Source organism: Nocardia sp. NPDC127579, assembly GCF_042672005.1.
In the GTDB taxonomy this organism is placed as follows: domain Bacteria; phylum Actinomycetota; class Actinomycetes; order Mycobacteriales; family Mycobacteriaceae; genus Nocardia.
The window spans coordinates 169,437-187,415 of the sequence record NZ_JBHXVZ010000009.1; the positions used below are offsets into that span (position 1 = coordinate 169,437).

The window sequence follows — 17,979 nt, forward strand, 5'->3', positions numbered from 1 at the left end:
GGTGACGAGCGGAGATGTGGTGAACCGCGCCGGCGCGGCGGGGGCCCCGCCGCGCCGGGCCGCGCCCACGCCGCTGGTGCTGCTCGGCGAGATCCGAACCTGCCTGCTGCCGCATTCGGTGACCCTGGACGGCCAGGCCACCGACGACCTGCTGGCGACGGTGCCCGGTGCGACCGTGCTGCGGCGGGATCGACCGGGCCCGCTCGCCTTCTCGCCGCGCCGGGCCACCGGCGTCGACTGCCGGTTGGGTTGGGGGTCGACGGGCTCGGCGCGGGTGGTGGGCACGGTGGCCTCGACCGCGGTGCTGGTGGGCGGACGGGTGGCGCAACTGTCCGCGCACACCACGGTGGTGCGGGCCCGGCACCGCAAGCGCCGTCCGTGGGCGCATTACATCGGCAAGGTCGGTGTGACCGAGGTGCTCGGTGAACTGCCCGATCGCGGGAGTCCCGACCAGGAGTTGAGCGCGGGCTATTTCGCCGTGCCGGGCCCGAATACGCTGGATCTCGCGTCGATCTGCGCCCGGCACCTCGACGATCTGCGCGCCGCGCCGCAGCTGGATCAGCGCCCGCCGCTGCGCGCGCCGACCACCCGGCTACGCTGGACCGCCGTCATCGGCGGAAGTGCCGGACCGGCGGTGTCGCTGCGGCTGGAGGACGATCTGTCGCGGACCGCGCGGGTCATCGTGCGCGAGGACAAGGACCTACCGGACGCGCTGCGCCTGTGCCAGGACATCGCCGTGCACGACTGGCTGCTGACCGTGATCGACGCGAAAGTCCGTGCGGCCGAGGGGTTCAGCGATGGGCGGCAGGTGGCCGTGCTGGCTCCGGTGCTCGAACATCTGGCGCATCTGTGGATGCCGGGCGCGCAGGTGCCGGCCGCCATGCGAGCGCCGTGGCGTGACCTACAGGCGGCGGCGAGTTTCTCCAAACAGTGGACCGCCCGGGTCGAGCAGTTGCAGCGCCGGATCGAGGTGGCCACCTATCACGCCGCGCGCGGCGGGCACCCGGCCGGCGACTGGTGATCAGAGCCGGAACCAGCGGCGGACCAGCAGCGCGAAGAACACCGACATCGACACCGCGCCCAGCCACGCCTCGGCCGCGAACAGCACCTTCGCCTGGGGCGCCATGCCCTGCGCGTTACCGGGATCGAGCGGATTGAGGAAGGTCAGCACACCCAGGTAGACGACCTCGGTCGTGGACTTGTTCCCCGCCCAGAGCAGGCCGAGCGCCGTGCAGACGACGATCTGCGCGACCACCCAGCCCAGCAGCCAGAACGGCCGATACCCGTACCCGCACAGCAGATCCGAGACCGCGGACAGGCCGCGCCGCCAGCCGGGCGCGAAGGTGCGGCGGCGGGTGCGGGCCAGGGCCAGGCCGCACCGGTCCTCGGCGGCGGTGTTCTTGGCGCGGCGGTACAGTTCGACCGCGCCGTTCCAGGCGCGTACCGCGTGGTGAGGCAGCCCGCAGCGGCTCAGCTCGGCGGCCAGCGTCTCGTACTGGCCTGCCAGCAGGGCGTTCTGGGTGGGGCTCAGGCGCAGCGGCCCGCGGAATTCGACTTCGGCGGCGATCAGCCCGGCGATCAGCGGTGTACGCCAGGCCTCCTCGCCCGGCGTCACGTTCGGCGCCTGCTCGTAGAGCGAACCGAAACGCAGCCGGTTGCTCTGCCGCCCGAGGGTGATCAGTTCGGGCCGGTCGATCAGGGCCTCGATGTGGTTGTCGAGTTCGTCGAGGGTTTCGGCCTCGGCGACGGTGGGCGGATCGAGTTTCTGGGTGTAGCGCAGGGCGCGATTACCGATATCGTCGATGACCGAATTGAGCCGCCATACCTGCGCATCACCCCCCGGCATCCGCCTACCCCCTGTCGTACACCGGCAATCAGCTTCCAGGGTAACCGTTTTCGCCGAAGGGGGCCGCGAGCCGATGCAGCTTGTAGACGAGCACATCGCGCGGCTCGTCGTCGCCGAAATAGCGTTCGTCGTGTTCGCGCAACACGAAGCCGAAATCCTTGAACAGGTTGTAGGCGGAGAGGTTCTGCGGATCGACGGTGAGCCAGACCTCGTCCACATCACCCTTGTCCTGGGACACCTGGATGCTGTGCCGGAGCAGGCCGCGGCCGTATCCGGCGCCGCGCCGATCAGGGGAGACGGCGAGGCTGATCAGCCAGGCGCGCTCGCCCTCGCCCATGATGGTCAGCGCGTAACCGACCACCTTGTCCTCGCCGTCGCCGCCGGGTTCGACGGCGACGACGCAGCGGGAACTGTGCGCGTCCAGTAATTGCCGGAGCACGAAGAAGGGATAGCGGTCACGAAAGGCCGCACCATCGATCACCTGAATATCGGGCAGGTCGGCCCGCGTCGGCTCCCGATACCGCACGGTTCCCGCGATGGTGGTCATCTGCTCCCTTGCGTTCGCGCACAAGAACCTTTGAAGTCCAGCCTAGACGTCGCACCTGATCCCGGAAAACGAAATCGGAGGCAGTGTACTCAGCATTTACCGGGCTGCCGCCGCGACAGCCGCGCGAGCGTGTCGAGTCGCCAGTAGGCAGCCGAGCGCCACCGCGAAGCAAACCGCTGTGTACCAGAGGTTTCCGAGCGGATCACCATTGTCGGTGACGCCGTGTTCGGCCGCGAAGAAGTCCGGCAGCGCCGAAATCCAGAGCCCGCCCATGACGGCCAGATAGACCGCGCCGTAAATCTGGACGAAACGGTTCCGATACGGCGGTGTGTTCGAATCCGCGCGCGGCGTGCGCCACTGCCGCCAGAGCACCACCGCGGCGACCACGCTGACCACGACCAGTTCCAGCGCGTAGAGGAATCCGCGCACGGGCGTGCTGCCCGCGCCGAGGACCGTCGCCGGAATCGGCAGGATCGCCGTGCCGAGCGAGGCGAGCAGTCCGATAACCACTGTGCGCCAGACCAATTGGAGCCCGGTGAACTGCTGTCCGGCGTCGACCTGACGTCCCACGAACCACCGCACGCACAGCGCCAGCGACATCGGCCACAGCGCCGCGAAGACCACCACGCTCGGCAGCGGCACGGCATCGAACATGGGCTGGTTCATCGGATTGTCGACCGACCATTCCCACCAGCGCAGCTGCGGGCCGAGGTGATCGAAGATCTCGTAGAACGCGTGGTGCACGAACCCGACGCACGCCGCGCCGACCACGACGCCGTAACTGCGGAAAACACCCAGCATGCGCACGATCTCGTAGGCCAGGGTGGCCATGAAGGGATAGATCGCGACAATGTAGAGCGGCAGCCGGCCCCACAGGAAATCGACAGTGAACACGTTGTGCGCGAACATCGTGTCGACATAGTCGGAGATGCCGAATTCCTGGGGGAAGTACAGCGGCGGTTCGATGATGAACAGATAGGCGGTGGCGCCGAACCACAGCACCAGATTGGTCGGATCGCCGTGCCGGCGCAACCGCACTACGGCATAGATCAGCGCGAGGACCGCGCCGAGCACAATGGTGAACTCGAGTACCGCCAGCGTCGGATTCTCCAATGCGAACGGATTGCGGAACTCGACCAGCCCGCCCGCCTCCGCGCACGAGAATCCCAGTGCCTGTGCCAGTTCCGCGAAGGTCTGCGCGCACCCGGCGGCCATCAGTGCGCCTTCCGCGTCGCGGCGGTGTACCAGTGCGAGACGTCGTATCCCTCGTCGAACCGCCGGAACCACAGATCCGCCAGTTCGGGTAGCCGCTCGTGATCCGGATTGTGCTTGGGCAGCTGACTGCGGATGATGCCGGCCAGCGCGATCAGCTGTTCTTTCAGGGGGAGTCCGTCGAAGGCGCGCGGCATCGGCCCGTTGTCCTGGGCGCGCAGGCCCGGGAGCAGCCGGCGTAGTTGCTGCCCACGGCGGTAGGTGGCGTGCATCGCCATGGCGTCGACCTGTCGATCCGCCGTCGGCACGTGCTCGTTGAAGCCCTCGTTGGCGATCCGGATCACGCGCAGCACGTGCGCGAAGATCGACGGCGCCTTGCGCATCCGGTACACGTCGCTGCCGACCACGTGATCGAAGATGATCAGCGCGGAGCTGCGGTGCTCGACCTCCTCGACGAAATGCCAGATGAACAGGGAGGCCACCCGGTCGTCACCCGGCGCGAACAGGGTCTTGTCGTTGTCGAGCATCAGCTTGAACACCGGCGTGAAGGTGGCTTCGAGGTCGGCGGTGTAGGCCAGCCGGTAGGCCAGGGGAGTGTGGGTGGTGAGCCGGTCGAATTCGGCGATCACCCGGTTGTAGGTGTCCTCGAGTCCGGGGTAGGCGCGGATCAGGCCGTTGACGTGCTGGCGGTGCGCGGTCGAGTGCTGGCCCTCCTGCCGCACGAACGCGTCGGCCTCCGCGGCGACCTCGGGATCGCTGATCAGCGGCATGGCCTCGCGGATCATGTTCACGATCATCTTCTCGAAGCCGATGGCCAGCAGTGAGACCGCGTTGGCCATGGCCGAGAAGGCCGGGTTCTGGGGGTTCCACAGGAAGGGCACGTCGTAGTCGGCGAACGCGAAGCGCATCTTCCGGACTTGCAGGTCGGTCATAATGGACAACATACACAAGGTTGTATGTTTGTATGATTGAATTCGCGGAGCCGGACCTCTGGTACCGTCTGGCCAGTGGCAGGCAGGCGCGGATGGGGCGGCAACCCGCCCGGCAGTGACGACGAGGCGCGGACCCGAATCGTCACCGCCGCAATCGAATTGACCAGCAGCACCGGCTCCGCGATCAGCATCTCCGAGGTCGCCGAGGCGCTCGGCGTCATCCGGCAGACCGTCTACCGGTATTTCCCCAGCACCGACGCGCTGATGCGCGCCGTCGCCATCGGCTCGGTGGCCGACTTCCTGGACCGGCTGACCGAGCAGGTCGCGGGCATCCACGATCCCGCCGACGCCATGACCGAAGGCGTGGTCTTCACCCTCGCCGAGGTCAGCCGCACACCGCACCTGGGCTGGCTGGTGTCCAGCGCCTACGCCAACGTCGACCCCGGCAGCCTGGTCTCCGACGAGGCACTCGACTTCGGCATGCAGATGATCCGGCGCTTCGACGTCGACTGGGAAAGCTACGGCTACGACGAGCACTCGCTGCACGAACTCGTCGAATTTTGCCTGCGCACCCAGCAGTCCTTCTTCGCCGCACCCGGCAACCCGCCGCGCGCGGACGCCGAGTTGCGCCGGTATCTGCGCCGCTGGATGGGCTCGGCGATTCTGGCGCAGCCGCGTCAGCGATGAATGGCGCCGGCGGTCCGCGCCAGCGATGCCGCGCTGCCGCCGCGCAGGTCGGCGACGATCTCGGCGGCGATCGACAGGGCCGTCTCCGCGGGAGTGCGACCACCCAGATCGAGCCCGATGGGTGATCGCAGCCGCGCGAGTTCGCCCTCGGTCAGGCCGATTTCGCGCAATCGCGCCAGCCGTTCGGCATGGGTGCGGCGCGAACCCATCGCGCCCACGTAACCGACCGGCAGCCGCAGGGCGACCTCGAGCAGCGGCACGTCGAATTTGGCGTCGTGGGTCAGCACGCACACCACGGTGCGCGCGTCGACCGGCAGTGACCGCAGATAGCGATCGGGCCACTGCACGACGACCTCGTGCGCCTCGGGAAACCGGTCCGCCGTGGTGAACACCGCGCGGGCGTCGCACACGGTGACGCGGTACCCCAGGAATCGGCCCAGCGCGGCGAGCGCGGCGGCGTAGTCGATCGCTCCGAAGATCAGCATGCGCGGTGGCGAGCCGTAGCACTCCACGAATTCCGGGCCGTGCACACCGGTTTCGAGTTCCGGCTCGCCGGCCCGGACGGTGGTGCGGGCATGCGCGTCCAGCGTGCGCAGCACCGTCACCGGTTCGTCGCGCGCCAGCGCGGTCAGCGCGGGCGCCAGCGCCGGACCGGGGCGCGGATGCACGAAGACCTCCACCTCCCCGCCGCAGGTCAGCCCGATCGCGAAGGCGTCGTCATCGCTGTAGCCGAAGCGCTGCCGCACCGCGACACCCGATTCCAATGCCTCCAGGCACAACTGGTGCACGGCTGCCTCGACGCAACCACCGGACACGCTGCCGACCACCTGCCCCTGCGCCGACACGGCCATTGCCGCGCCCGGTGGACGCGGCGCGCTGCCGCCGGTGCCGATTACCGTGGCCAGGGCGAAGTCCGTTCCGGCGCACTGCCATTCATACAGCTGACGGGCGATCTCACGCACGACGGACCGTCACCGGGTCGCCCGCCGCCGGGCCGCGAGCCGCACCGCGTCCAGGATCTTCTCGTAACCCGTGCAGCGGCACAGATTTCCGGCCAGCGCCTCGCGGATCTCGAGGTCGGACGGTTCCGGATTTCGTTCGATCAGATCACTGGCCTGCACAATGAGACCCGGTGTGCAGAAACCACATTGAACCGCACCGGCCTCGACGAACGCCTGCTGCATCGGCGCGAGCTGACTGCCCTCGGCCAGCCCCTCGACCGTCCGGACCGAGCGACCCTCGACCTGGCCCGCCGCCACCAGGCAGGAACAGGCCGTCACACCGTCCAGCACCACCGTGCAGGAACCGCATTCGCCTTGCTCGCAGGCATTCTTGGAGCCGGGCAACCCCATGCGCTCGCGCAAGGTGTACAGCAGACTCTCGCCCGGCCACACGTCCTCGACGGTGACCGGTGCGCCATTGACCGTGAAGGTGACTCGCATCAGGCCGCCTTCCTTTCTCTCACATAGTCTTTCCAAGCCCAGGCGAGGGTGCGCCGGGCCAGTACCGACAGGGCGTGGCGGCGGTACTCGGCGGTGCCGCGCACATCGTCGATGGGGGTGGCCGCCGCCGCGACCAGTTGTCCGAAGCGCTCGACCACGGCGGGGTCGAGCGCGGAGCGGGATTCCCAGTGGCCGGTCGCGGTCAGCTCCTCGCTCAGGAAGCGCTCGGCCGCCGCCGCGCGTCGCGGGGTGGGGGCCGCGGAGCCGAACCCGACGCCGACCTCCCCGTGTTCGGGTCGCAGGGACAGCGCCAGCGCGGTCACCGAGATGACCATGGCGTTGCGGGTGCCGATCTTGGCGAACTGCTGCGGGCCGGTGGCCGGGCGCACTCGAAACCCGGCGATGAGTTCGTCGGGGGCCAGGGCGTTGCGTTTGACGCCCTGGTAGAACTCCGTGATCGGGATGTGCCGGACACCACGCACCGAATGTGCTTCGACCACAGCGTCATCGGCGAGCAGCGGCGGATGCGAATCACCGGCGGGCGAGGCCGCGCCGAGATTGCCGCCGACGGTGCCGCGATTGCGGATCTGCGGTGAGCCGACGGTGCGGGCGGCCATCGCCAGACCGGGCAGCCGGTCGCCGAGTTCGGTGATCAGCCGGGTGTAGGTGACTCCCGCGCCGACCCGCAGCCGGTCACCGGCGGGTGCCCATTCGCCGAGTTCGCCGACGCGGGTCAGATCCAGCAGCACCTCGGGCCGCCGCAGATCGAAATTGAGCTCGACCAGGACATCGGTGCCGCCGAGCAGCGGAACGGCCGCCGGATACGCGGCTTTGGCCGCCAGCGCTTCAGACCATGAGGCGGGTCGCAGGAAATCCATGTCAGCGCACCGCCGCGGGCAGGGCGAGGCAGGACCGCAGGCCGTCGGTGAGCTGGTCGCGATCGAGGTCGCGGCCGATGAACACCACCTTGCCGGGGCGCTCCGCGTCCGGCCACGGCGCGGACGGTCGGATCTCGAACATGCTGTGTATGCCTTGCAGGACGAAGCGCCGAGCGTCGCCGGCGACCGCGAGGACACCTTTGAGCCGGAACACCTCCGGGCCGTGCTCGGCCAGATGCGCGGTGAGCCAGGACTCGAGCGCAGCCGGATCGACGTCGCCGTCGAGTGTGATCCCGACCGAGGTGAGACTCGGATCGTGGCTGTGCTCGTCCTCGTCGAGCCAGTGCGGGTCGCCCGCCATGGTGCGCGCCAGGTCGAACGCGCCGATGCCGAGCACCGCGCCGAGATCGATCGCCGCGAACCGGGAGGTGAGGATGTCCGCGGTCGCGTTGATCGCCCGCACCGCCGCGGTCACCTCGCGCACGGTCTCGCCGTCGACCAGATCGACCTTGTTGACGACGATCCGGTCCGCGAACGCGATCTGGTCGACCACCTGGTGCGCCACGCCGTCGCCACCGACCTCGGCGAGATGGGCGCGCACGTGCTTGGCGTCGACCAGTGTCACGATGGCGTCGAGCGCGAAGTGCGCGGCGATCTCCTCGTCGACGAAGAAGGTCTGCGCGACCGGATTCGGATCGGCGAGCCCGCTGGTCTCGATCAGCACGCGATCGAAGCGATCACTGCGTTCGAGCAGCGAGCGCAGGATCTCGATCAGATCGGTGCGCGCGGTACAGCACAGGCAGCAGCCGTTGCTCATCTCGATGATCTTCTCGTCCGCGTTGAGCACCAGATCGTTGTCGATCGGGATCTCGCCGAACTCGTTCTCGATCACCGCGATTCGGTGGCCGTGATTGGCCGTCAAGATGTGATTGACCAGTGTCGTCTTGCCCGAACCGAGGAATCCGGTCAGGACGGTCACCGGGATCTTGCCGCTGTCAGACATGCGTATCTCCTGTTGACGTAAGGGAATTCAGAATCGTGCGAGCGTGAGCCAGGGCGTCCGGGGTGATCTCGATGCGCTTGCCTTCGAAGTCCGGGCCGCGGGTCGCGTCCAGGCCCATGCGCGAGGTGGTGCCGTCGCTGGTCGAGGATGGATCCAGCGGCGAACCCGGCAGGCCGTCGACGGTCAGGATGTCGCGGTGCGGCTGGAAGTGGGTGGCCAGCGCCCACAGCACGGCGGAATCGTCGGTGAGATCGATATCGCTGTCCACCGCGACGACGGTCTTGACGTACGGATCCCAGCCGAGCAGGCCGAGCATCACCTGCCTGGCCTGTCCCGGACGACGTTGCCGCAGCGCCACATAGCAGTGGAAGTGCGTTCCGGAGGTGGGGTAGTGCACGGCGGTGACATCCGGGAACCGCGACTTGAGCTTCTCCGCCATCTCCGACTCGCGCGGAATCCGAGCGAGATTGAGATGCTCGGCGGTATTGCCGCCCTCGACGTCGAACAGTATCGGCCGCGCTCGCCGCATGACGGCGGTGACCTGGAAGAGATTGTTGGTGGACCGATTCGAGGAGTAGCCGGAGAATTCGCCGAAGGGCCCCTCCTCGACCCGCTCGGCAGGATCGATCGTGCCCTCCAGCACGAAGTCCGACCAGGCCGGAACGCCGATGCCGTAGCGCGGCGTCGGCACCACCTCCAGCGGTTCCCCCAGCAGGCCGCCCGCGATCGCCCGCTCGTCCACCTCGTAGCCGACCCGCGCCGAGGCGGCGAGCATGAACAGCGGATGCCCGCCGAGCACCATGGCCACCGGCATGGGCTCACCCCGCTCGGCGTATTTTCCGAGCATGCGCCACAGGTCACCGCGCGAATGCAGGCTGGTCGCCAGCGCGGTGCGCGAGTGCGCCATCGAACGGTGATAGCTCAGATTGCCGACCCCGGTGTCCGGGTCCTGCGCGACGATGATGCCGCTGGTGATGTAGGGCGCGCGATCGGAGGCGAAGTGCCGCAGCATCGGCACCGTCGCCAGGTCGACGTCCGCGCCGGTCCGGACGATATCGAGGATCGGACCGGTCGCCACCCGGCGCGGTGGCAGCGGCTGGGCCGCCCGGGCCGCGAACGCCTCGTGCAGCCCGCCCGGGTCGGTGCCGAGCAGCCGGGCGATCCGCCGCCGGGAGGCGAAGACATTGCTCACCACCGGGACCTCGAGGCCGTCGACCTTGCGGCACACCAGCATCTCGTCGCGGCCGCGGGCGGCGAGTTCGTAGATCAGCCCGGTCACGCCCTGATCGGCCGGGACCACCTCGCCGACGGTGAGCACGTCCTCGGGATGCGCCGCCAGGTACTGCTCGACGAAGGCGTGCGGATCCTGGGTGCTGGCGGGATCGGTCATCGGGCCGGACCTCCGGTCAGCTGACGGACCGAATCCGGTCCCTGCCAGCGCGGTGACAGTTCGTGGTCGATTCCGAACTGGTCGAGGATCTTTCCGCTCAGGTGCGCGAGCAGATCGTCGATGCAGGTCGGCTGCTGATAGAACGCGGGCATCGGCGGCAGCACGACCGCGCCCGCCTCGGTCACCGCGGTCATATTGCGCAGGTGCACCAGGCTCAGCGGGGTTTCCCGGGTGACCAGCACCAGCCGCCGCCGCTCCTTGAGGCAGACGTCGGCGGCCCGCGCGATCAGGTCGTCGGAATAGCCGTGGGCGATCGCGGCCAGCGTCTTCATCGAGCATGGGACCACCACCATGCCCAGGGTGCGGAAGGAACCGGAGGCGATACTCGCCGCGATATCGCCGCGCTGATGGTGGACATCGGCGAGCCCGGCGAGATCGTCGGCCCGCAGGCCCGCCTCGAGTTCGAGGGTGCGGTGCGCCGCCCGCGACACGATCAGATGGGTTTCGACCGTTCCCGATTGCGCGAGGGCCGTGAGCAGATGCAGGGCTAGATGCGGTGCGCTGGCGCCGGTGATGCCGATGATCAGCCGGGGGCGCGCGCCGTCGTCGAATTCGTATGACATGAGGGACTTTCTGCTTATCGAGGCGACTTGCGGAGCTCGTGGAACACCACGTTCAGCACGAGGGCCAGCATGGTGCCGGTGGCGACGCCGCTCTTGAAGAACATCTCGGCGAAGGTGGGCAGCTGGTGGTAGAAGCGCGGGGCGTAGGCGGGGATCAGCCCGACGCCCAGCGACAGCATGACGATCATGAGATTGCTGGAACGATCGAAGTCGACCCGGGCCAGGATCTGGATCCCGGCGACGGCCAGCGCGCCGAAGGTGACCAGCGCGGCCGCCCCGACCACCGGTTCCGGAATGGCCGCGGCCACCCGGCCGACCGGTTGCACGAAGCCGAGCACGAGCAGGATCACCCCGCCTGCGGCCACCGGCATCCGGCTGCGTACGCCGGTCAGCTTGATCAGCCCGATGTTCTGGCCGAACGTGGTGTAGACGAAGCCGTTGCAGACGCCGCTCAGCGCCGTCATCAGGCCGTCCACCCGCAGCAGCCGGGTGATCTCGTCCGGGCCCACCGACTTGCCCACCACTTGGCCGACGGCCAGGCCTTGGCCCGCGCCCTCGACCATCATCACGAACACGATGACCAGGAACAGCAGGATCGACGGGACGTGGAATTGCAAGGCGCCGAAGTGGAACGGCCGCATCATGCCGACCAGCGGGCCGCCGCCGACCTGCGCCAGACTGCCGATCCCGGTCGACCAGCCGACGATCGCCCCGGTCACCAGGGCGGCGAGAATCGAGAGCTGGCCGAGGAATCCGGTGAACAGCCGTCGGAAGAGCACCATCAGCGCGATGGTTCCGGCGGCCAGCGCGATGTGGCTCAGCCGGCCGTAACCGGCGGCGTTCGGATCGGAGCCCGCGATCAGCCGGACGCCCACCGGGATCAGGGTCAGTCCGATCAGCGCGATCACCGTGCCGGTCACCACTTCCGGGAACAGCCGCAGCAGCATGCTGAAGTACGGCGCGACCAGGATCCAGATCACCCCGGCGACCAGTAGCGAGCCGTATACCGTTGCCAGGCCCTGACTTTGGCCCACCAGCACCATCGGCACCACACCGCTGGAGGCCGCGCCGACCACCAGCGGCATGCGGATGCCGAACTTCCACAGACCCAGGGCCTGGAGCAGGGTGCCGATGCCCGCGAGGATCAGATCGATGCTGACCAGCTCGGCCAGCTGCGCCTCGGACAACCCGATCGCGGCGCCGAACACGATGGGCACCACCACGACACCCGCGTACATGACGAGCGTGTGCTGTAGGCCCAGCAGTACGGTCCGTGCGGCGCTCGGGCGGGTGTCGACGGCCGACTGGACGACGGGGTCGATTTCCTTGTCTGTCATGGCGATTCAGCTCGCAGCCTGCGGATCGGGCTGTGCGACAGCGGGTTTGTCGACGCCGTTGAGCAGCAGATTGAGCAGGAAGGCGGCGATGCCGCCGGCCGCGATGCCGCTGGACAGCACGGTCTGCATCGGACCGGGCAGCTGATCGTAGAAGTCCGGTGAACCCACCGGGATCAGGCCGAAACCGAAGGCGATGGCGACGACGAGATGGTTGCGCGGGCGGCTGAAATCCGCGCCCAGCATCAGTTTGATGCCGATCGCGCCGAGGGTGCCGAACATGACGACGCCGATCCCGCCGAGTACCGGCCCGGGCAGCGAGGCGACGACCGCGCCGAGCTTGGGCATCAGGCCGATGAGCACCAGGATCGCGCCCGCGGTGGCCACCACGTACCGGCTCATCACCCGGGTGATGCTGACCAGGCCGACGTTGCCGCCGAAGGTGACGAACGGGAAGCTGCTGAACAGTCCGGCGAGCGCGGTACCGACACCGTCGGCGCGCAGCGCACGGGCGATATCACCCGGACCGACCTCACGGCCGACCACCTGGCCGACGGCCAGGGTGTCACCGGTGGACTCGACCATGTTGACCACCTGCACGATCAGCATCGGCAGGATCGCGGCCAGCAGGAAGGTCGGTGCGCCGAACGAAAACGGCTGCACCACACCGAATACCGGTGCGGTACCGACCGCGCCGAAGTCGGTCAGCCCGAGCGGCCAGGCCGCCAGCGTCCCGGCGACCAGGGCGATGAGAATGGCGAACCGGCCGATGGACGGGCGCATCACCCGCTCCAGCACCACCACGAGCACGATGGTGACGGCGGCGAGCAGCAGGCGTTTCGGTGCGCCGTGATCGGGCGCCGACGCGGAACCGGCGATCATGGTGGCGGTTTTGGGCAGCAGCGAGAACCCGATGATCGCGATGGTCGTGCCGGTCACGATCGGCGGGAAGTACCTGGCCAGCTGCGCGAACCACGGGGCGATCAGCCAGGTGATCAACCCGACCACGATGGTCGCGCCGAACACGGCGGGTAGCCCGGACTCCGTGCCGACGATGATGGCCGGGGTGATGCCGGTGAACGTGGACCCCATGACAATGGGTAGTCGCACACCGATATTGAGAATGCCGAGCGTCTGGAGCAGTGTGGCCAGGCCGCTGACGAAGACGTTCGCGGTGACCAGCGTGGTGATCTGCGCGGGGGACAGGCCGATGCCGAGGCCGATCACCAGCGGCAGCGTGACCATCCCGGAGTAGGCGACGATCACGTGCTGTAGGCCGAGCGGGATCAGGTGGCGCAGTGGCGGAATGGTGTCTACGGGGTCTCTCGGTGTCGCGGACCGGCCGCGCGGGCGGGTGAATATCTTCATTGCTAACTCCTGGAGCGGGCCGGACCGGGCCGTGCGGTATTACGGGTCAGCGCGCCCACGGCGTCCGGAGACCGGACATGCCCGCGCGTGAAATCAGTTGTTCGGCTTGGTATTCGGACTCCGCGACGGCAGCATCGGCGTCGATGGACAGGCACTCGCCGTCGCGGTAGACGATCTGCCCGTCGACGATGGTGATCTCGACATCCGAACCTCGCGCCGCGTAGACCAGCGAACTCACCGCACGGTGTACGGGACGCAGGTGCGGACGACCCAGGTCGACGACGATGAGATCGGCCAGGCGGCCGGGCTCGAGCACACCGGCGTCGATACCGGCGTAGCGGGCGCCCTCGCGGGTGGCCAGCTCGAGCGCGTCCTCGGCGCGGCAGCTGGTCGGGTCCAGGGTCGACAGTCGCTGCGCGTATACCGCGAGTTTCATGGCCTCGAACAGGTCCTGGCGGTGCCCGCAGCTCGGGCCGTCACTGCCCAGCGACACCGCCGCGCCGCTCTCGCGCAGTTCCCGCAGCCGCACGGTGCCGGACGCGAGGTAGGCGTTCGAGGAGGGGTTGTGCGCGACCCCCGCGCCCGCCGCGCCGACCTGCTCGATCTCGGCGTCGTCCAGCCAGATGGCGTGGGCCAGGGTGGCGCGGTGATCGAGCAGTCCTTCCTTGGCCAGCCACTGGACCGGCCGCACGCCGTAGGCGTCGAGATAGCCGAGCGGATCCTTGGCGCTCTCGCAGCAGTGGGTGTGCCATTTGGTGTCGTACTCGTTCGCGAGTTCGACGCAGGCGCGTACCAGTTTCTGGTCCACGTAGGTGAGATTCAGTGGTGCGGGCCAGATTTCGACCTTGGATCCGCGCGGGCGATGCTGGAGCGCGTCCCTGGTCATGGCGATTTCGTCGGCGGCGGTGAAGCGGAAGAGTCCTTCGGGTTGGCCACGGCGAGCGGCGATCTCGGTGCGCTCGCCGATCACGCCGCGTGCGACCACGCCGCGCAGGCCCGCCCGCTCGATCACGTCCGCTACGGCCAGTGTGGTGACCAGATCGCTCGGGGCGTAATGATTGTCGATGACGGTGGTGGTGCCCGTCCGCAGCGCCTCGACCGCGCCGAGTCGCGCGGCGGCCATGGCGCCCTCATGGGTCATGGCGATGGAGTAGGGCCACATGAACTCGCACAGCCACGGCACGATCGACATGCCTTCGCCCAGCCCCCGGGCCAGGGCCTGATACAGGTGGTTGTGGCCGTCGACGAAGCCGGGCAGCACGGCCCGGCCGGTGCAGTCGATGACCGTATCCGCCTGCCAGTCGGTGAATTCGGCGGCCGGTCCGACCGCGACGATGCGCGTGCCGGTAATGGCGACCGCGCCCGGTTGATGCACGGTGCGGGCGTCGTCGACGGTGAGTACCGTCCCGCCGGTGAGGAGCAGATCGCAGTGCTGAGGGGAGGGGGGTGTCATGGCCGCCGCTGCCTTCCCGGACGGCATCGCCGCCCAAATCCGTTGGCGTGAGGGGAGATATCTCCCCCGGCCAGGCCGAGGCCTGGCGGGTGCCGAACGGTTTAACCCGGAAGCGGGAGGTCACCGGCGATGTGACCTGGCGCACATGTCGTGGTCACGGGTACATGTAAACGGGCGGCCACGACCCTTGTCAATACTTGTTCGTACGGCATTGCCGGATTCACTCGTCGCGAATTGCCCACTGAACAGGGGCAACCGAAGATCCAATGATCTTGTAATTACATGCAATCCGTTGACACCGATGGCGGGCTGTGGTCCACTCGGTGCCATCGAGCCGGTGGTCGGGCCGGCCCGCCGCGGTGCAACCCGCGGCCCGTAGGTGCGTGAATCGCGGCCGGGGATCTCATCCCGGCCGGATCAAGGAGATTCGCAATGATCATCGATACGCACGTCCATCCGACCGATCTCGTCGACGAGGCCTGGCGGCACACCGGTGAACCGTTCACCGGCGAACGCACCTTGGAGATGATGGACGGTCCATTCTGGATCAACGGCAAACCGCGCCGGGTCGACGTCAGCTGCATCATGCCGCCGCCGGGCAACACCGCCTGGCGGGAAGGGAATCGGCCGGGCCGCGAAGGCATTCGCGACTATCAGGCCTACGTCACCTCGCTGGTGCAGAAGTACCCGGACCGCTTCGTCGGCAACTTCATCTACAACCCGCGCTTCGGCCCGGAGAACGGCGCCGCCGAACTGGCGTTCCACGTGCAGGAACACGGCTACAAGATGATGAAACTGCACGCCAATATGCACTCCTACCGCCCCGACCGGGCGCTGGACTGGCTGCGCCCGGCGCTGCGCGTCTGCGACGAACTGGGCGTGACCGTGCTGATCCACACCGGCGACGGCCCGTACTCCATCCCCACCCAGTTCTATCCGATCATCCGGGAATTTCCCGGGGTGAATTTCATCCTGGGCCACTTCGGCATTCAAACCGGCGGCGTCTACTGCTTCGAGGCGTTCTGGATGATCCAGGACTCGACGAATGTCATCGGTGAGTCCGGCTGGCTGCTCCAGTCGCGCATCGTGGAATTCGCGAAGGAGATGAAGAAGAGCAAGATGGTGTTCGGCACCGACTCGCCGCCGAACGAGCCCGGCATGTGGGCGCGCGAGCTCGAGGTGCTGTGCCACAAGCCGCCGCAGGGGCTCGACCTGTCCGAGGACGACCTCGAGGGCTACCTGGGCAACAACATGGCCAAGCTGCTCGGGCTGGCGCCCACCCCGCCGCCGAAGGACGAGGCCGAGGCGAAAGCCTATCTGCGCGGCGAGATCCCGCAGGCATCGGCGACGAACTCGCACGCCGATCACTACAGCGGCTACACGCCCTCGGCCTGGGCCGAGGAAGCCGCGGCGAACGCGGCGCGGTAACGCTCAGCGTGGGGAGCCCAGGGGCGCGCGAAGTCTCGTCCGCCCCTGGGGCTCCCGGGTCGTGGCCTGCGACAGCCGCACTCGCAATCGCGAAATGTGCCGCCGCGCCACGGTTTCGGCGAACTCCGGATCGCCCGCGGCCATCGCTTCGACGATATCGATGTGTTCATCCAGCGCGAAGCGCGGCGCGTCCGGGCTGCGCCACAGCGAATGCAAGGCCAGGTGCGACCGTCCGGCAATGGGTTCCAGCGTCGCCGTGAGATGGGGGTTGGCGGCGATGTCACGCAGCGTGCGGTGGAAGCGGATATCCAGCTCGACATGCGCTGCCTGATCGGTGCCGTCGCGGAGCACCCGCTCGTGCTCGGCGAGCACCTCTCGCAGCGCGGCCAGGCCGACGCCGTCCAGGCGCTCGGTCGCCAGGCGTGCGGCCAACCCCTCCAGCATTTCCCGCACCACATACAGTTCCCGCAGGTCGTCGATGTCGACCAGGCTCACCTCGGCGCCGCGCCGGGAGACGTGATCGGCCAGGCCCTCGTAGATCAGCCGCTGCACCGCCTCGCGCACCGGCGTGCGGCTGACATTGAGCTGTCTGGCGAGTTCGGGGACGCTGAGCGGGGTGCCGGGGGCCAGCTGATTGCGTAGGATCGCGGTCTTCAGTGCCTCGTAGGTGCGGTCGGTGAGCAGGTCGCCGGGCGAAATGCTCTGCAGTACGGGCGACTCGGACATCGCGGGGCCCCTCCTCGTAGTGGCCTCGCCATATTACATGCAATCTTCGGGGCATCCGCAGCTGCGCCGACGGATCAATTCGACCGCGAGCGTGCGGTCGGGCGGAAGCTCGACTGCGGCCCGCGCCGCGCGCAGCGTCTCGACCGCCGCACGACCGAAGTCGTCGAAAGAACAGCCCACTGTGGTGAGCGGCGGCCAGCTGTGCGCCGCGGGCCGGGTCGCGCCGAACCCGATCACGGCCAGGTCCTCGGGCACGCGCAGGCCCGATTCCTGCGCCGCCGCAAGCACATCCAGGGCCAGGCCGTCGGCGGCGGCGAAGACGGCATCCGGGCGCTGGGGTTCGCGCAGCCACTCCCGGACCTGCACGCGTGCGGTGGCTCGGTCCAGGCCCGTGCGCCGCACGGCCGAGACATCGCGGCCCGCGCGCCGCATCGCCGTCGTCCAGCCGCGCGCCCGCTCCGCTACCGGGCCGGAGTGGGCGAGGCCGGTAAGACAGCCGATGCGCCGATACGAGTGCGCCAGCAGGTGTTCGGCCGCCAGGCGCCCGCCGGTCCGGTCGGCCAGGGTCACCGAGGTCGCCTGTGCGGCGCGGGGGGCCCTGTTGTTCACATAGATCACGGGGACGCCGAAATCGGCATTCGCCGTGTGAGTTTCGGCCACCTCGGCGCGTACCAGCAGCAGGCCGCAGACCTGGAAACCGGCCAGGGTGCGCGCGTAGCGTAGCTCCCGCTCCGGCGAATGACCCGAATTGCCCAGCAGCACGAGCGAACCCTCGTCGAAGGCGGCCCGCTCGATGCCGCGCACGAGTTCGGTGAAGAAGCCTTCGCTGCTGTCCGGCACGACGAGTCCGATGGTGTTGCTGCTCGTCGACCGCAGGGCCCGTGCCACCAGATTCGGCCGGTAGTCGAGTTCGGCGATGGCCGCGAGCACCCGATCGCGGGTCGCGGCGGCGACCGGACGCGGGCCGTTGTTGATCACGTAGCTCACCACGGCCGGTGAGGTGCCCGCGCGGCGGGCGACATCGTTGCGGGTAACGCGTTGCACGAGGCCAGATTACGGGGTGGGAATCGCTGACAGGAGGGTATCTACACGTGTAGAGTCGGCAGGGTT

General features: G+C 68.5%; 18 protein-coding genes. 3 read left to right on the forward strand and 15 right to left on the reverse strand.

The genetic code is table 11. The features are described from left to right. The first annotated feature begins 1 nt into the window (after position 1). Positions 2-1,021: an SCO2521 family protein gene (locus ACFVMC_RS27735; protein WP_379215025.1), complete on the forward strand. Its 1,020-nt coding sequence runs from the start codon at positions 2-4 to the stop codon at positions 1,019-1,021. Here ACFVMC_RS27735 and ACFVMC_RS27740 read toward each other — a convergent pair whose 3' ends face one another. The 4 genes from ACFVMC_RS27740 to ACFVMC_RS27755 all read right to left on the reverse strand — a co-directional run bounded on the left by ACFVMC_RS27740 (position 1,022) and on the right by ACFVMC_RS27755 (position 4,537). Further along, positions 1,022-1,846: a hypothetical protein gene (locus tag ACFVMC_RS27740; RefSeq protein WP_379215026.1), complete on the reverse strand. Its 825-nt coding sequence runs from the start codon at positions 1,844-1,846 to the stop codon at positions 1,022-1,024. It lies immediately after the preceding gene. A gap of 28 nt (positions 1,847-1,874) precedes the next feature. Continuing rightward, the gene (locus tag ACFVMC_RS27745; protein ID WP_379215028.1) at positions 1,875-2,393 is read right to left on the reverse strand and encodes a GNAT family N-acetyltransferase; all 519 of its coding nucleotides are present in this window, start codon (positions 2,391-2,393) and stop codon (positions 1,875-1,877) included. Between the two features lie 96 nt (positions 2,394-2,489). Continuing rightward, entirely contained in the window at positions 2,490-3,608 is a 1,119-nt protein-coding gene (locus ACFVMC_RS27750; RefSeq protein ID WP_379215030.1) for a hypothetical protein, read from the reverse strand. Beyond that, a complete protein-coding gene (locus ACFVMC_RS27755; RefSeq protein WP_379215032.1) occupies positions 3,608-4,537 on the reverse strand; it encodes a metal-dependent hydrolase in 930 nt (309 codons plus the stop codon). The genes ACFVMC_RS27750 and ACFVMC_RS27755 overlap by 1 nt, the downstream gene beginning before the upstream one ends. Before the next feature lie 75 nt (positions 4,538-4,612). Here ACFVMC_RS27755 and ACFVMC_RS27760 point away from each other — a divergent pair, with 75 nt between their 5' ends. Then, complete coding sequence (locus ACFVMC_RS27760; protein ID WP_379215033.1) at positions 4,613-5,224, forward strand: TetR/AcrR family transcriptional regulator; 612 nt, start codon at positions 4,613-4,615, stop codon at positions 5,222-5,224. Here the strand turns inward: ACFVMC_RS27760 and ACFVMC_RS27765 are convergent. From ACFVMC_RS27765 to ACFVMC_RS27805, 9 genes are read right to left on the reverse strand one after another with little or no spacing between them, the layout of a single operon-like run. Then, positions 5,215-6,186, reverse strand: a complete 972-nt coding sequence (locus ACFVMC_RS27765) for an XdhC family protein (RefSeq protein ID WP_379215035.1) — start codon at positions 6,184-6,186, stop codon at positions 5,215-5,217. The genes ACFVMC_RS27760 and ACFVMC_RS27765 overlap by 10 nt on opposite strands. Positions 6,187-6,195: 9 nt before the next feature. Next, positions 6,196-6,666 (reverse strand): (2Fe-2S)-binding protein, encoded by a 471-nt coding sequence (locus ACFVMC_RS27770; RefSeq protein ID WP_379215036.1) that lies wholly within the window; start codon positions 6,664-6,666, stop codon positions 6,196-6,198. Further along, positions 6,666-7,544: an FAD binding domain-containing protein gene (locus tag ACFVMC_RS27775; protein ID WP_379215038.1), complete on the reverse strand. Its 879-nt coding sequence runs from the start codon at positions 7,542-7,544 to the stop codon at positions 6,666-6,668. The genes ACFVMC_RS27770 and ACFVMC_RS27775 overlap by 1 nt, the downstream gene beginning before the upstream one ends. 1 nt (position 7,545) lies before the next feature. Further along, the gene (locus ACFVMC_RS27780) at positions 7,546-8,547 is read right to left on the reverse strand and encodes a CobW family GTP-binding protein (protein WP_379215040.1); all 1,002 of its coding nucleotides are present in this window, start codon (positions 8,545-8,547) and stop codon (positions 7,546-7,548) included. Then, positions 8,540-9,937 carry a UbiD family decarboxylase gene (locus ACFVMC_RS27785; RefSeq protein WP_379215042.1) on the reverse strand — a complete coding sequence of 466 codons (1,398 nt, stop codon included), beginning with the start codon at positions 9,935-9,937 and terminating at the stop codon, positions 8,540-8,542. Before ACFVMC_RS27785 ends, ACFVMC_RS27780 begins: the two co-directional genes overlap by 8 nt. Then, complete coding sequence (locus ACFVMC_RS27790; RefSeq protein ID WP_379215044.1) at positions 9,934-10,560, reverse strand: UbiX family flavin prenyltransferase; 627 nt, start codon at positions 10,558-10,560, stop codon at positions 9,934-9,936. Before ACFVMC_RS27790 ends, ACFVMC_RS27785 begins: the two co-directional genes overlap by 4 nt. Before the next feature lie 14 nt (positions 10,561-10,574). After that, positions 10,575-11,897, reverse strand: a complete 1,323-nt coding sequence (locus ACFVMC_RS27795; protein WP_379215045.1) for a nucleobase:cation symporter-2 family protein — start codon at positions 11,895-11,897, stop codon at positions 10,575-10,577. Between the two features lie 6 nt (positions 11,898-11,903). After that, on the reverse strand, positions 11,904-13,262 hold the full coding sequence (locus ACFVMC_RS27800) for a nucleobase:cation symporter-2 family protein (RefSeq protein ID WP_379215047.1): 1,359 nt from the start codon (positions 13,260-13,262) through the stop codon (positions 11,904-11,906). A gap of 46 nt (positions 13,263-13,308) precedes the next feature. Beyond that, positions 13,309-14,715 carry an amidohydrolase family protein gene (locus tag ACFVMC_RS27805; RefSeq protein WP_379215049.1) on the reverse strand — a complete coding sequence of 469 codons (1,407 nt, stop codon included), beginning with the start codon at positions 14,713-14,715 and terminating at the stop codon, positions 13,309-13,311. Positions 14,716-15,147: 432 nt separating this feature from the next. Between ACFVMC_RS27805 and ACFVMC_RS27810 the strand changes: the two genes are divergently transcribed. Next, the gene (locus tag ACFVMC_RS27810) at positions 15,148-16,143 is read left to right on the forward strand and encodes an amidohydrolase family protein (protein ID WP_379215051.1); all 996 of its coding nucleotides are present in this window, start codon (positions 15,148-15,150) and stop codon (positions 16,141-16,143) included. Between the two features lie 3 nt (positions 16,144-16,146). Here ACFVMC_RS27810 and ACFVMC_RS27815 read toward each other — a convergent pair whose 3' ends face one another. Continuing rightward, positions 16,147-16,869 (reverse strand): GntR family transcriptional regulator, encoded by a 723-nt coding sequence (locus ACFVMC_RS27815; protein ID WP_379215052.1) that lies wholly within the window; start codon positions 16,867-16,869, stop codon positions 16,147-16,149. Between the two features lie 33 nt (positions 16,870-16,902). After that, positions 16,903-17,913, reverse strand: a complete 1,011-nt coding sequence (locus ACFVMC_RS27820) for a LacI family DNA-binding transcriptional regulator (protein WP_379215053.1) — start codon at positions 17,911-17,913, stop codon at positions 16,903-16,905. Positions 17,914-17,979: the final 66 nt, after the last annotated feature.